The organism is Micromonospora sp. WMMD730 (genome assembly GCF_049178955.1).
Lineage (GTDB): Bacteria > Actinomycetota > Actinomycetes > Mycobacteriales > Micromonosporaceae > Micromonospora > Micromonospora wenchangensis.
The window spans coordinates 4,071,100-4,086,353 of record NZ_JBMHML010000002.1 but is presented as its reverse complement, the minus strand read 5'-3'; the positions used below and the strand labels follow the sequence as shown (position 1 = coordinate 4,086,353).

At 73.3% G+C, this 15,254-nt stretch carries 6 protein-coding genes and 2 pseudogenes (1 of these 8 running past the window's edge); 4 read left to right on the top strand and 4 right to left on the bottom strand.

The features are described from left to right. Nucleotides 1–21: 21 nt before the first annotated feature. The 4 genes from ACN265_RS17780 to ACN265_RS17765 are packed head-to-tail and all read right to left on the bottom strand — an operon-like array spanning nucleotide 22 to nucleotide 3,340. Nucleotides 22–1,095 (bottom strand): HAD-IIIC family phosphatase, encoded by a 1,074-nt coding sequence (locus ACN265_RS17780; RefSeq protein ID WP_421408596.1) that lies wholly within the window; start codon nucleotides 1,093–1,095, stop codon nucleotides 22–24. Then, on the bottom strand, nucleotides 1,088–2,218 hold the full coding sequence (locus ACN265_RS17775; protein ID WP_421411521.1) for an acyl-CoA dehydrogenase family protein: 1,131 nt from the start codon (nucleotides 2,216–2,218) through the stop codon (nucleotides 1,088–1,090). The genes ACN265_RS17780 and ACN265_RS17775 overlap by 8 nt, the downstream gene beginning before the upstream one ends. Further along, the gene (locus tag ACN265_RS17770) at nucleotides 2,208–2,477 is read right to left on the bottom strand and encodes an acyl carrier protein (RefSeq protein WP_363657253.1); all 270 of its coding nucleotides are present in this window, start codon (nucleotides 2,475–2,477) and stop codon (nucleotides 2,208–2,210) included. The genes ACN265_RS17775 and ACN265_RS17770 overlap by 11 nt, the downstream gene beginning before the upstream one ends. After that, nucleotides 2,474–3,340, bottom strand: coding sequence for a 3-hydroxyacyl-CoA dehydrogenase family protein (locus ACN265_RS17765; RefSeq protein ID WP_357933485.1), 867 nt, complete (start codon nucleotides 3,338–3,340; stop codon nucleotides 2,474–2,476). Before ACN265_RS17765 ends, ACN265_RS17770 begins: the two co-directional genes overlap by 4 nt. Nucleotides 3,341–3,777: 437 nt before the next feature. On the opposite strand from ACN265_RS17765, the pseudogene ACN265_RS17760 reads away from it, so the two are divergent. The 4 genes and pseudogenes from ACN265_RS17760 to ACN265_RS17745 all read left to right on the top strand — a co-directional run. Further along, nucleotides 3,778–8,655 (top strand): annotated as a pseudogene (locus ACN265_RS17760) (type I polyketide synthase); the annotation flags it as partial. 131 nt (nucleotides 8,656–8,786) lie between these two features. Further along, a pseudogene (locus ACN265_RS17755) lies at nucleotides 8,787–13,979 on the top strand (SDR family NAD(P)-dependent oxidoreductase); the annotation flags it as partial. Further along, entirely contained in the window at nucleotides 13,976–14,506 is a 531-nt protein-coding gene (locus ACN265_RS17750) for a nuclear transport factor 2 family protein (RefSeq protein WP_357933476.1), read from the top strand. The pseudogene ACN265_RS17755 and the gene ACN265_RS17750, both read left to right, overlap by 4 nt. Beyond that, nucleotides 14,506–15,254: the 5' portion of an SDR family NAD(P)-dependent oxidoreductase gene (locus ACN265_RS17745; protein ID WP_421408595.1), read on the top strand. 15,643 nt of this gene lie beyond the right edge of the window; only the first 749 of its 16,392 coding nucleotides appear in the window; the start codon lies at nucleotides 14,506–14,508; its stop codon lies beyond the right edge, outside the window. The genes ACN265_RS17750 and ACN265_RS17745 overlap by 1 nt, the downstream gene beginning before the upstream one ends.

The window sequence follows — 15,254 nt, the reverse complement described above, 5'->3', positions numbered from 1 at the left end:
GCGGTCCACATCCCGGTGGGTTCAGCGCGCTGGGAACAGGTCGGTGGCGGTGACCCGGATCGTGCCGGGCGCGTCCCGGGGGGTCGGCACGAGATGCAGATGCTGGGTGTCCGGCTCGTCCGGGCGGTCGCACCCGGTCGTGCAGGCACAGGGATCGGTGGTGAAGCCGGCGAACCGGTAGGCGATCTCCATCATCCGGTTGCGCTCCGTCGGGCGGAAGTCGGCCACCAGGTGGACGCCGGCCGCGAAGGCCCGGTCCACGAGCCAGTTCAGGATCACCGCCCCCGCCCCGAACTGCACCACCCGGCACGACGTGGCCAGGAGCTTCACCTGCCAGACGCCCTCCTGACGCGCCAGCAGCACGACGCCCACGGCCCCGTGCGGACCGAACCGGTCGGCCATGGTGGTCACCAGGACCTCGTGGCCCGCATCGTCGAGCAGCCGCCGCAGCGCCGCATCGGAGTAGTGCACGCCCGTCGCGTTCATCTGGCTGGTCCGCCGGGTCAGCTCCTCGACCCGGGCGAGGTCCCGGTCGGTCGCCCGGTCGATCCGCATCTGGAGGTCCAGCGAGCGGAGGAACTCCTGGTCCGGCCCCGCGAAGTCGCGTTGCACGGCGGTACGTCGGACGTTCGCCTGGTACATGCGGCGTCGTTGCCGGGCGTCCTCGGTGACCACCGCCGGGGTGAACTCCGGCCGGCGCGGCAGTCCGGGCACCTCCTCGTGGCTGTAGCAGCGTACGTCGGGCAGGTGGAACGCGACCTCGGCGCGTTCGGTGGGCTGGTCGTCGACGAAGGCCACAGCGGAGTACGCGAACCGCAGACCGTCGGCGATCCGGCGCACCGACTCGGACTTGGGGCCCCACCCGATCTCCGGCAGGAGGAAGTACTCCGCGACGTCCCACCGTTCCAGTTGCCGCCACGCGAGGGCGTGGTCGTTCTTGCTGGCGACCGACTGCAGGATGCCCCGCGCGTCCAGGGTCGTGATCACCTCACGTACCTCGTCGGGCAGCCGGAGGTCGTCGCCCTCCAGCAGGGTGCCCCGCCAGAGCGTGTTGTCCAGGTCCCAGACGAGACACTTCACCGGCTGGTCAGGCATCGACCCTCCCCGCCGTGGCCAGCGCGTGGTCGGCGAGGATGAGCTGACAGATCTCGGTGGTGCCCTCGATGATCTCCATCAGCTTGGCGTCCCGGTAGGCCCGGGCCACCGGGCTCCCGTCGTGGGCGGCCCGGGAGGCCAGCAACTGCACGGCCGTCGCCGCGCCCCGCGCCGCGTTGCGCGAACTGACCTGCTTGGCCAGCACCACGGCGGCGACCAGCCCCGGATCACCGTCGTCCCAGCACCTGCTGGCGTGCTCGCAGGCACGGCTGGCCACCTGCTCGGCGACGAGGAGCTCGGCGAGGTGCCGGGACACGAGCTGGTGGCGGGCCAGCTCGGTGCCGAACTGGGAGCGGGCACGCACGTGGGTGGCCGACACCCGCAGACACTCGCGCAGGATGCCCACGCACCCCCAGGCGACGGACATCCGCCCGTAGAGCAGCATCGCGGTCACCAGCATCGACAGGTCGTGCCCACCGCCGCCGAGGATCGCGGAGGCGGGGAGGCGGACGGCGTCGAGACGGACGTCGGCGTGGCCCGCCGCGCGGCACCCCGACGGATGCGGGACCCGCGTCAGCCGGACCCCCGGACGGTCGCGGGGGACGACCGCGACGGCCGCCCCCGACCCGAACCGGCCGACGACGAGGATGAGGTCGGCGTAGGTGGCCGCCGTGGTCCACACCTTCTCCCCGGTGACCACGGCCTCGCCGTCGACGATCTCGATGCGGGTGGTCATCGCGCCCAGATCACTGCCGGCGTCGGCTTCGCTGAACGCCACCGCAGCGAGTTGCCCGCCGGTGAGCCGGGGCAGGTAGTGCCGCCGCTGGTCCGGGTCGCCGAACCGGCCGATGCTCCAGGCCGCCATGCCCTGGGAGGTCTGCACGCTACGCACCGAGCTGCACAGGCCGCCGGTGTGTGCGGTCAGCTCACCGTTGTCCGCGCTGCTCAGACCGAGCCCGCCGAACTCCACCGGAACCTGGGCGCACAGCGCCCCCTGCCGGCCCAGCTCCCGTAGCACCGCGACGGGCAGTTCACCGGCGAGGTCCCAGCCGCCGGCCCGGTCGCCGATGAGCGTGCTGGTCAGGTCGCGGGCGGTGGCGGTGGTGCGGCGTTCACCGGCCATGGTCGTCACGCAGCCGCCGCACCAGGGCCGCCATCGACCGCACCGAGCGGAAGTTGTCCAACCGCAGGTCCGCACCCAGCACGGCGATCTGGAAGGTCTGTTCGAGGTGGACCACCAGCTCCATCGCGAACAGCGAGTTGACCAGCCCGCTGTCGAACAGGTCCTGGCCGACCTCGACGGTGGTCTTGAGCCGGTCGGTGAGGTACGACCGCAACGTCTCCTCGGGGTCGAGGATCTCCGCGCTCTGCTCCGCCGTCACGACAGTACCTCCGTGTAGTCGTAGAAACCGCGGCCCGACTTGCGGCCGAGATGGCCGTCGCGCACCTTCGCCGTCAACTGTTCGCAGGGCCGGTACCGCTGCTCGCCCGTGCGTTCGTACAGCGCCGCCAGCGAGTCCACCAGGTTGTCCAGACCGATGAGGTCGGCGGTGCGCAGCGGGCCGGTCCGGTGGCCGAGGCAGCCCTGCATGAGGGCGTCGACCTCGTCGGCCGTGGCGATGCCGTCCCCCACGAGGCGGGCCGCGTCGTTGAGCATCGGGTGCAGCAGCCGGCTGGTGACGAAACCCGGCGAGTCACGTACCTGCACGGCGCGTCGGCGCAGGCCCGCCAGCAGGGCCATGAGCGCGGCCACGGTCGCCTCGCCGGTACGCGGCCCGCGGATCACCTCGACCAGGTCGATCAGGTAGGCGGGGTTCATGAAGTGCGTGCCGACCAGCTGGTGCGGTCGGGGCAGGGCCCCGGCCAACTCGTCGATCGGGATGCCCGAGGTGTTGGTGACGAGCGGGACGTCCGCGCCGACGGCCCCGGCCACCTCGACGAGGATCGCGGTCTTGACGGTGAGGTGTTCGCTGACCGCCTCGATCACGGCCGAGACCCCACCCAGTTCCCGTACGGAGGTGGCCGTCACCAGCCGGCCGGGTTGCCCGTCGGCCGGTGCCGCGTTCATCAACCGGGCATGGCGCAGTTGGAGGGGAATCGTGTGGGTGGCCCGGTCGAGCGCCGCCGGGTCGTTGTCGACCAGCACCACCGGTCGTCCACTGCCGAGCACGGTCGTGGCGATGCCCGTTCCCATCACCCCGGCGCCCACCACGGCGACCGGCCGGCTGTCGGATCCGACTCCCATACGTGTGCCCCCGACCCTCGACGATCCTCGCCCCGAGCGGACTTCCGGCGGCGCGCAGCCCCGATGCGGGTCCGCTGCTGACATGGCGGACTCCGGGACCCGGCCGACCGGTTCCCGTCGTCCGGCTCCACCGCGAGCGAGGCTAGCACCCGACAAATTTCCGGACATAGGTCAGATGACTCCTCCGTCCATTTAGCGGGTGCGCGAAATCGCGCGTCCCGCCATTGCCGGGAAATCCCGGAAATGGATTCCGTTCGACCTTCGGCGCGACCCGAACCCCACGCGAAAGCCGGTTGAGCAGGGCGTGCTCGAACGGACGCCGGCGTCGTGTCCTGTGGTCTGCGTCACGCGAGTCAGATTACGGAAGATCCACGTGGTCCGACTCGGGTACATAGATCAGGTGTTCTGACAATTGAGGAGCCTCGATCTTGGTGAGCGACGACGAACTGCTGGATTACCTCAAACGAGTTACCGCTGAGCTGGACAGAACCACCCATCGGCTCCGCGTGGAGGAGGAACGCCAGCGGGAGCCGATCGCCATCATCGGGATGAGTTGCCGCTTTCCCGGAGGCGTGACCTCACCCGAGGACCTCTGGGCGCTGCTGACCGCCGGCACGGACGCCATCACCGGCTTCCCCGACGACCGGGACTGGCCACCACCGTCCACCGTCGCCCACGACGGCACCGAAGCCGCCGGCCCCCCGCCCGTACGCAACGGCGGCTTCCTCACCGACGCCGCCGACTTCGACGCCGGCTTCTTCGGCATCGCCCCACGCGAAGCCCTGGCGATGGACCCGCAGCACCGGCTGTTGCTGGAAACCAGTTGGGAAGCCTTCGAACGGGCCGGCGTCGACCCCCGGTCCCTGCGCGGCAGCCGCACCGGCGTCGTCGTCGGCATGGGCAACACCGACTACGCCTTCACCGCCGTCCCACCCCCGGCCGGGCTCGAAGGGCACCTGCTCACCGGAGTGTCCGGCAGCGTCGGCTCCGGCCGGCTCTCCTACACCTACGGCCTGCGCGGGCCCTCCCTGACGGTCGACACCGCCTGCTCGTCCTCACTGGTCGCCCTGCACCTGGCCGTCCACTGCCTGCGTAGCGGCGAGTGCGACCTCGCCCTGGTCGCGGGCGCGGCCGTCATGGCCACCCCGGCCAGCTTCGTCGCCTTCGCCCAACACGGCGGACTCGCCCCGGACGGCCGGTGCAAGTCGTACGCCGACGCCGCCGACGGCACCGGCTGGGGCGAGGGGATCGGTGTGCTGCTGGTGGAACGACTGTCCGACGCGCACCGACACGGCCACCCCGTCCTGGCCGTGCTGCGCGGATCATCCGTCAACTCCGACGGCGCCTCCAACGGCCTGACCGCGCCCAACGGCACCGCACAGCAGCAGGTGATCGAGGCCGCGCTGACCGCCGCCGGGCTGACCGGCGGCGACGTGGACGCGGTCGAGGGACACGGCTCCGGCACCCGGCTCGGTGACACGATCGAGGCGCAGGCGCTGCTGGCCACCTACGGCCGGAACCGACCGGCCGGACAACCGCTGTGGCTCGGCTCCCTCAAGTCCAACCTGGGACACACCCAGGCCGCAGCCGGCATCGCCGGAGTGATCAAAATGGTACTGGCGCTGCGGCACGGCGTCCTCCCCGCCACCCTGCACGCCCAACAGCCCAGCACCCGGGTCGACTGGTCCACCGGCACCGTACGCCTGACCACCCGACAGCGGCCCTGGCCGACCGTCGACCGCCCCCGCCGCGCCGCCGTGTCGTCCTTCGGCATGAGCGGCACCAACGCCCACGTCGTCCTCGAACAGGCACCCGCCGCCACCACCGACCCCCGGCCCGCACCGGCCGCGCTCCTGCCGTGGGTGCTGTCCGCCCGCACTCCCGAGGCGCTGCGCGCCCAGGCCCGACGCCTGCGCGCCCATGTCGACGAACACGACCTGGACGCCGCCGACGTCGGCTACTCGCTGGCCACCACCCGCAGCACCCTGGAACACACCGCCGTCGTGACCGGAACCGACCGCATCACCCTCCTCGACAGCCTCGAGGCACTCGCCGCGGACCGGCCCGACCCGGCCACCGTCACCGGACGCCGCACCGACACCGCCCGGCAGCCGGTGCTGCTCTTCTCCGGCCAGGGCACCCACTGGGACGGCATGGCACGCGACCTGCTGGACACCGAACCCGTCTTCGCCCGCACCATGACCGAGTGCGCGCAGGCCCTCGCCACCTGGCTCGACTGGCCGGTGCTCGACGTCGTCCGGGGAACGCCCGGCGCGCCGACCCTGGACCGGGTCGACGTCGTCCAGCCGGTCCTGTTCGCCACGATGGTGGCGCTGGCCGAACTGTGGGCGTCCTACGGCGTCCGCCCCGCCGCGGTGGCCGGACACTCCCAGGGCGAGATCGCCGCCGCGTACGTCGCCGGTGCCCTCTCCCTCCCCGACGCCGCGAAGGTCGTCGCCCTGCGCAGCCGGGCCCTGCGACGGTTACGCGGCGCCGGCGCGATGCTCTCGACCCTCGCCCCGGTCGCCGACGTCCGGGAACTCCTGACACCCTGGCAGGACCGGCTGTGGATCGCCGCCGTCAACGGACCGGCCGCCGTCACCGTCTCCGGTGACGACGCCGCCCTCACCGCCCTGGAACGCGAACTGTCGGCCCGTGGCATGCTGCGCTGGCGCATCGAAGGCGTCGACTTCGCGGCACACTCCGGCCAGGTGGAGCAGATCCGCGACGAGATCGAGTCGGAACTGACGGGCCTCACCCCGCGACCGTCGGACGTCCCCTTCTACTCCACCGTCACCGGCACCCACCTCGACACCCGGGGCCTCGACGCCACCTACTGGTACCGCAACCTGCGCGAGCCGGTGGCCCTCGACGCCACGGTACGGGCCCTGCTCGACGCCGGGCACAGCCTCTTCGTGGAGGTCAGCCCCCAACCCGTGCTCACCATGGGCGTCCAGGACCTGATCGACGAGTCCGGCACCGACGCCACGATCATCGGCACCCTGCGGCGCGGTCGCGGCGACCGACGCCAGTTCCTGGCCACCGTCGCCGACGCGTACACCCGCGGCGTCGACGTCGACTGGCGGGCGGCGTTCACCGACGCGACCGTCGTCGACCTGCCAACCTACGCCTTCCAACGCGACCGCTACTGGCTCCCCGAGGCCGACGGCGCAGACGGCCGCCGACCCGGCACCCCGGCCACCCGCACCGGCGTCGCGGACCAACGGTTCTGGGACGCCGTGGAACGCACCGACCCGGCCGGGCTCTCCCACCTCATCGGCGTACCGGACGACACCACCCTGCGGGCGGCGCTGCCGGCGATCGCCCGCTGGCGTCAGCAGTCGACCGAGACCACGCTCGCCGACTCCTGGCGCTACCACGTCTCGTGGACACCGCTGCCACCACAGCCGACGGCCGGCCTGCTCGGGACCTGGGTGGTGGTCCAGCCGGCGGACCACGACCGGGACGACCGCCTGCAGGGGGTCTTCGCCCGACTCCAGGACAGCGGCGCGTACCTGCGCACGGTCACCCTGTCACCGCAGGACGCGAGCGGCGGGCGGGTGGCCGAACGGCTGCGCGACGGGGTGCGTGACGCCCCGGCCGTGGTCGGCGTGGTGTCGCTGCTGGCCCTGACCCGGCACACCGACCCGGACCAGCCCGACGTCCCCGGCGGCGTCGCCCTGACCCTGGCCCTGGTCCATGCGCTCACCCAGGTGACGCTGGCGGCGAAACTGTGGTGCCTCACCTGGGGCGCGACCACGGCGACCACCGGCACACCCGACCCCGCACAGGCCCAACTGTGGGGTCTCGGCCTCGCCGTGGCCCAGGAACACCCGCGACTGGTGGCCGGCCTGGCCGACCTGCCCCCACTGCCGCAGGCAGCCGCCCTGGCCCACCTTCCCACCGTGCTGTCCGGTCGCACCGGCGAGGACCAGGTCGCGGTGGACGACTCCCGGGTGCTGGCCCGCCGTCTGGTACGGGCACCGGCACCCGGCCCCGACGGTCTCCGGTGGCAGCCGAGGGACACCGTCCTGGTGACCGGCGGCACGGGCGCCCTGGGCTCCCGGATCGCCCGGTGGGCCGCCCGCAACGGTGCCCGGCACCTCGTCCTGCTCAGCCGCCGGGGTGCCACCGCGCCGGGCGCCGACAGCCTCGCCGAGGACCTGCGTGCCTGCGGCGTCACCGTGGCCTTCGAGGCGTGCGACACCGCCGACCGGACGGCCCTCGCCGCTGCCCTCAGCCGCGTCCCGGACGACCTCCCGCTGCGCGCCGTCGTCCACACGGCCGGTGTCAGCGGCGGCCACACCCTCACCACCGACCTCACCACCGCCCAGTTCGCCGAGGTGGTCGCCGGTAAGGTACGCGGCGCCGAACACCTCGACTCCCTGCTCGCCGACGCGGACCTGGACGCGTTCGTGCTGATGACGTCGCTGTCCGGCGTGCTCGGCGGCGCCGGACACGCCGCCTACAGCGCCGCCAACGCCCACCTCGACGCCCTGGCCTGCCGCCGTCGTGCCGGCGGCCGGACCGCGACGGCCATCGCCTGGGGTGGCTGGACCGAGACCGGACTGACCGCGACCCCCGAGGAACTACGCGACCTGTTCGACCTCGTCGGGGTCCGCGCCATGGCCCCGCAGCCGGCGATCACCGCGATGGGCCGGGCCGTCGCCGGCGGCGACACCACCGTGGTCGTGGCCGACCTGGACTGGTCGCTGTTCATCTCCGCCTACACCTCACTGCGCCCGAGCACGTTCGTGGAGAACTTCGTCGAAGCCGACGACGACCGCGACGGCGCGGACCGCGCGGCCCGACTACGGGAACGGCTCGCGGCCCACGAACCGGCGCACCAGGAACACCTCCTGGCCGAGCTGGTGCGGGAACGCGCCGCCGGGGTGCTGCGCCACGCCCAGCCGCAGGCGATCGACGTCGACCGGCCGTTCCGGGAACTGGGCTTCGACTCCCTGCTGGCCGTCGAACTGCGCAACCGGCTCAACGCCGCCACCGGCCTGCGGCTGGCGACCACCGTGGTGTTCGACCACCCGACCCCGCAGCTGCTGGCACGACAGATACGCCACGCGCTGCTGCCCGAGAACGAACCCCCGCCGTCGCACGCGATCTTCGCCGACCTCGACCGGCTGGAGGCCAACCTGCACACCACCGCCTTCACCGCCGAGGCCCGGGCCCGGGTGACCGCCCGGCTGTCCGAACTGACAGCGAACTGGACGGCCGGCGCGGCGGCGAGCGGATCGCTGTCCGACACCGCCAGCGACGACGAGATGTTCTCCTACCTCCAGGAGAACTTCGGGATCTCGTGAGCCGGCCGACCGTCACCAGCCGAGGAGGGTCCGTGACCAACTCCGAGCGACTCCGCCACTTCCTCCGCGAGACCGCCACCCAGCTCCAGCACACCCGCCAGCGGCTCGCCGAGGTCGAGGCCCGGTCCCTGGAGCCGGTGGCGATCGTCGGCATGGCCTGCCGATACCCCGGCGGCGTCGACTCCCCGGACGCGCTGTGGAACCTGGTCGCCGCTGGCACGGACGCCGTCACCACCCTGCCCACCGACCGGGGATGGGCCCCGCTGGACGTCGGACCCAACCTGGGTGGATTCCTGCACGACGCGAGCGGATTCGACGCCGAGTTCTTCGGCATCTCACCGAACGAGGCGCTCGCCATGGACCCGCAGCAGCGCCTGCTGCTCGAATCGGCGTGGGAGGCCGTCGAACGGGCCGGCATCGACCCGACCACGCTGCGCGGCAGCCGCACCGACGTCATCGTCGGAGCCGCATTCACCGGCTACGCCCCCAGCGCCACCGGCGCCGACGGCGTCCGCGAAGGAGACGCGGTCACCGGCAGTTCGTTGTCCGTGCTGTCCGGTCGGATCGCCTACACCCTCGGCCTGACCGGAGCGGCGGTCACCGTGGACACGGCCTGCTCCTCCTCCCTGGTGGCACTGCACCTCGGCGTCCGCGCGCTGCGCGCCCACGAGTGCGACCTGGCCCTCGTCGGCGGCGTCACCGTGATGGGCACCACCGCCCCGCTGCGGGAGTTCGCCCGCCAGGGCGGCCTCGCCGCCGACGGACGCTGCAAGGCGTTCGCCGACGACGCCGACGGCATCGGCTGGGGGGAAGGCGCCGGCCTGCTGCTGGTGGAACGCCTGTCCGACGCGCACCGGCTCGGTCACCCGGTGCTGGCCCTGGTACGCGGCAGCGCGACCAACCAGGACGGCGCGTCGAACGGCATCACCGCACCCAACGGCGCCGCCCAACGGGCGGTCATCGTCCAGGCACTGGCCAACGCCGGAATCTCCCCGGCCGACGTGGACGTCGTCGAGGCACACGGCACCGGAACCGGCCTCGGCGACCCGATCGAGGCCCGGGCGCTGCTGTCCACCTACGGCCGGCACCGACCCCCCGACCGGCCGCTCTACCTGGGCTCGGTGAAGTCGAACATCGGCCACACCCAGGCCGCCGCCGGTGTGGCCGGCGTCATCAAGATGGTCCAGGCCATGCGGCACGGCCAGCTCCCGGCGACCCTGCACGCGACACCGCCGTCGTCACACGTCGACTGGACGCAGGGCGCGGTCGAACTCCTGCACGACCACCGGGACTGGCCCGACACCGACCGGCCCCGCCGCGCCGCCGTGTCCTCCTTCGGCATCGGCGGCACCAACGCCCACGTCGTCCTCGAACAGGCGACCGACCCGCCCGCCGACACCGACGAACCGGCAGGCCACCACCCGTGGATCCTGTCCGCCAGGAGCGCCGCCGCACTGCGCGCCCAGGCCGCGACGCTGCACGCCCACCTCACCACCCACCCGCACCTGAGAGACCCCGCCGTGGCCCACACGCTGGCGGCCCACCGGACACTGTTCGACCACCGGGCCGTCGTCACCGGCCAGGACCGCGAGCACCGGCTCGCCGCGCTCCGGTCCCTGGCCGCAGGGGAACCCACCCCCGCCGTCCACGTCGGACGTCGCGGCACCGTCCGCGCCGCCGTGCTGTTCACCGGGCAGGGCGCGCAACGACCCGGCATGGGCCGCGACCTGTACGAGCGGTTCCCCGCCTTCGCCCAGGCGTTCGACGCGGTGTGCCGGCACTTCGACAGCACGCTGGCGATCCCCCTGCGCGACGTCGTGTTCGCGGCCCCGGCCACCCCTCACGCCGCTGAGCTGGACACGAGCGGCTACGCCCAGCCCGCGCTGTTCGCCGTCGAGGTCGCGCTGTTCCGGCTGTACGAGTCGTTCGGCCACACCGCCGACTACGTACTCGGCCACTCCCTCGGCGAGATCACCGCCGCCCACGTCGCCGGAGTGCTCTCCCTCCCGGACGCGGCCACCCTGGTGGCCGCCCGCGGCTCCCTCATGCAGCAACTACCACCCGGCGGCGTCATGAGCGCGGTCCGCGCCGGGGAGGTCGACGTGCTCACCGCACTGGGCACCCTCGACCGGCCCGTCGACGTCGCCGCCGTCAACGCCCCGTCGTCGGTGGTGGTGTCCGGCACCGACGCCGACGTGAGCGCCGCCGAGCAGGTGTTCACCGCCCGCGGCTGGCGGACCACCCGGCTGACGGTCACCCACGCGTTCCACTCGGCTGCGATCGACCCCATGCTCGACCGGTACGCCGACGTGCTGTCCGGCGTCACGTTCGGCCAGCCCGCCATCGCCTTCGTCTCCGCCACCACCGGCCGGATCACCTCCGGCACGGAACTCGCCACCCCCCGGTACTGGCTGGACAACGTACGCCGCACCGTCCGCTTCGCCGACGCCCTGCGCTCACTGGACGCCGCCGGCGTCACCACCTACGTCGAGGCCGGCCCCGACGCGGTGCTGTCCACGTTGGTCCGCGAGTGCCTGCCACCGTCCCCGCGCCGCGCGGTCGTGCCCCTCCAACGCCGCGACACCGACCAGGCCGCCACCGTCGACCAGGCCATGGCGGACCTGTTCGTCCACGGCGGGCCGGTGGCTGCCGTCGTCCCACCGCACCCGGCCGGCACCCCGGCCGAACTGCCCACCTACGCCTTCCAACGACGCCGCTACTGGCCCGAACCGACCCCGGCGTCCACCCCGCGCCCCACTGCCGACGGGTACGACTGGCACTACGAGATCCGTTGGGAACCCCTGACCACCCCGCAGCCGACCCATGGCCCCGACGGCACCTGGCTGCTCGTCGCCGCCGACCCGGAACTGGCCGACCGAGTGTCGACCGCCTGCGGCACGGCCGGGATGACCGTCACCTGGCTGACCGACGACGGCGCGACACGACAGGCCCTGGCGGCCCGGCTGACAGCCCTGCCCACCGAGCCGGCGGGCATCCTGTGGCTCCCGGACGGCGCGGACACCGAACTGGCGGCACTGACCAGGTCGGTGACCCTCGCCCAGGCCCTCACCGACGCCGGCATCCCCGCACCCGTGTGGTACGTGACGGCAGGTGCGACGTCTGTCGCCGGTGAACCCGTCACCACCGTCGCCGGCGCGGCGGTCGCCGCCCTGGGCCGGGTGATCGGCCTCGAACAGCCGGATCGCTGGGGTGGCCTGATCGACCTGCCCGCCGCACCGTCGGACGCCGACCTCGCCGCACTGCCCGGCCTGCTGGCGCTCGACCCGGGTGAGGACCAGATCGCCCTGCGCCCCGGCGGACGCCACGTCCGCCGGCTCGTCCGGGCGAGTGCCCCGGCCGCCGCGACACCGTGGCGGCCGAACGGAACCGTGCTGGTCACCGGCGGCACCGGCGGCCTCGGCGGCCAGGTCGCCCGCTGGCTCGCCACCGCCGGCGCCGAACACCTGGTCCTCCTGTCCCGGCGGGGACCCCGGGCACCCGGCGTCGCGACCCTGCTCGACGACCTCGCCGCGACTGGCGTCGAGACCACCGTTGTGGCGGCCGACGTGCGGGACCGGGCCGCGATGGCCGCCCTGCTGGCGCGACTACGGGCCACCGGACGACCGCTGCGGGCCGTCATCCACACCGCCGCGACCCCCCAGCCGCCCGCGACGGTCACCGAGACGGAGGTGACCGACCTCGCCGGGGCACTCGACGCCAAAGTGGCCGGCGCCGCCGTACTGGACGCGCTGACCGGCGACGACGACCTCGACGCGTTCGTCCTGTTCTCCTCCGCGGCGGGGATCTGGGGCAGCGGCTCCCAGGCCGGGTACAGCGCCGCCAACGCCGCCCTCGACGCCATCGCTCAGCGCCGACGGGCACGGGGGCAGGCCGCCACCTCGATCGCCTGGGGAGCATGGGCCGGGCCGGGTATGGCCGAACGGGCCGGCGACCACTACGCCGTGCGGGGCGTACGGTCGATGCGGCCCGACACCGCCCTCCACGCGATGTCCCGCGCGGTCGCGACCACGAACCCGGTCCCGGTCATCGCCGACATCGACTGGCCCCGCTTCGCCGCCACCTACACCGCCGCCCGCCCCCGCCCCCTGATCACCGAACTGGCACCGCCACCGTCGGAAACCACCGACCGGCCCGCCCGGACGGACCTGCGCACCCGCCTGGCCGCCCGGTCCGGCCAGCAGCAGACCGACCTGCTGCTGCGGACCGTCCGCGCGGAGATCGCCACCGAACTGGGCCACCCCTCACCGGACTCCGTCGAACCGCACCGCCCGCTGCGGGAACTCGGCTTCGACTCGCTACGCGCCGTCGCGCTACGCGACCGACTGACCAAGGTGACCGACCTGCCGCTACCCCCCGGCCTGATCTACGACCACGAAACCCCGCTGGCCCTGGCCGACCACCTGCTGGCACTGCTGCGCGGTGACGCCGCGAACGCCACCGCACCCACCGACGGCGGTCTGCACGACATCTACCGGCGGCTCGCCCTGCGGGGCGACATGAACGCGATCGAATCGCTGTGCGTCGGCGCGGCCGCGCTGCGCGAGACGTTCGACTCCGCCGCCGACTTCGGCCCCGACGCGGCCCTCGTCGACCTGGCCCGTGGCGAACAGGGACCGACGGTGTTCGCCGTGCCGCCGTTCGCGCCCGTCGAAGCGGCCATCCAGTTCGCCCGGCTGGCCGACTACCTCCAGGGCCGCACGAACCTCTCGGTGCTGCCGGTACCCGGGTTCCGCACCGGCGACCCCCTGGCCACGACCGTCGAGGCACTGGTCGGAGTGCTCACCCGCTACGTCCTCGGACGTCCCGGTGACCAGGCGCCCGTCCTGCTCGGCTACTCCTCGGGAGGATGGCTCGCCCACGCGGTGACGCACGCTCTGGAGCAGGCGGGGACACCACCGCTGGCCCTGGTCCTGCTGGACACCTATCCGCCCGACGGCATGTCCCCGGCCCTGCGGCGCGCCATGAACTACGAACTGGTCGTCCGCCGGGCGACCTTCGCCACCCCGGACTTCACGTCCCTCACCACGTTCGGCAGCTACCGCCGCATGTTCCGCGGCTGGCGACCCGAACCGGTGCGGACCCGCACCCTGTTCCTGCGCCCCCTCCAGCCGGTACCCGGATCGCCGGACGAGCCGCCCGTCACCGGCGACTGGCGCTCCCGGTGGCCGGGTGACCACGAGGCCGGTGAGGTGCCGGGAGACCACTGCACGATGGTCGGCGAGTACGCCGACAGCACCGCTGCCGCCATGTGGACATGGCTGGACGGAATCCGGCGCGTCAGCGCCACGGGAGGGACGTCATGAGCAGATCAGACTGGCTGGATCCGGGCGAGACCGAACTCCTCGACGCCCGGGCGCTGCGGGACCGGGCCGCCATCCAGGACGTGGTGGTCGCCGCCGGACTGCTGCTGGACGCCGGCGACTTCGACACGCTCCGGACCCTCTACACCGCCGACGCCGTCTTCCAGATGGACCCACCCCCGGAGGGCTACCCCAGCGTGCTCACCACCCCGGAGCAGATCATGATGGGCTTCAGCTACCAGTGGAACCACGCCCGCGACGAGGTCGGCGTGATGTTCCGGCACGTGACGTCCAACCTCCTGATCACCGCACTCGGACCGACCACCGCCGAGGTGTACTCGATCGTCACGGTGACCGGCCTCTACACCGACGGGCAGTTCGGACTGCGCCGGCTGGGCAACTACGTGGACCGGCTCCGCCGCGAGGGGACACGCTGGCGCATCGCCCACCGGACGGTGCACATGTCGGCACCCCCACCGCTGCGCCCGGCGCAGCCGGCGACCGCCGAGCCGACCCGCCCGGCACCGTGATGACGGCCGGTACGGGCAGTACGGCGGATGAACCCGTCGCCGTCATCGGGGTGGCCTGCCGCCTGCCGAAGGCCCCGACCCCCCGCCACTTCTGGCGTCTGCTCACCGACGGGCTCGACGCGGTCGGCGAGGCACCACCCGGACGCTGGCCCGGCCCCCCGCTGCCGCACCGCTTCGGAGCGTTCCTCGACACGATCGACACCTTCGACGCCGACTTCTTCGGCATCTCGCCCCGCGCCGCCGCGGCCATGGACCCGCAGCAGCGGCTGCTGCTCGAACTGAGCTGGGAGGCCCTCGAGGACGCCAGGATCCCGCCCGCCCGGCTCCGCGACACCGCCACCAGCGTCCACGTCGGAGCGATGTGGGACGACTACGCGACGCTGGTGCTGCAGGCCGACCCGGAGGCCGTCGACCAGCACGCCCTCGCCGGCACCGGCCGCGGCATCATCGCCAACCGCGTATCGCACTTCCTCGGCCTGCGCGGACCCAGCACGACGGTCGACAGCGCCCAGTCGTCCTCCCTCGTCGCCGTATACCAGGCGTGCGAGGGCCTGCGCCGGGGTGAGTCCACTGCGGCCATCGCCGGCGGCGTCAACATCGCCATCCGAGCCGAGACCACCCTCGGCGCGGCCCGCTTCGGCGGCCTGTCGCCCGACGGGCGCTGCCACACCTTCGACGAACGGGCCAACGGCTACGTCCGCGGCGAAGGCGGCGTCGTCGTGGTGCTCAAACTGCTGTCCCGGGCGGC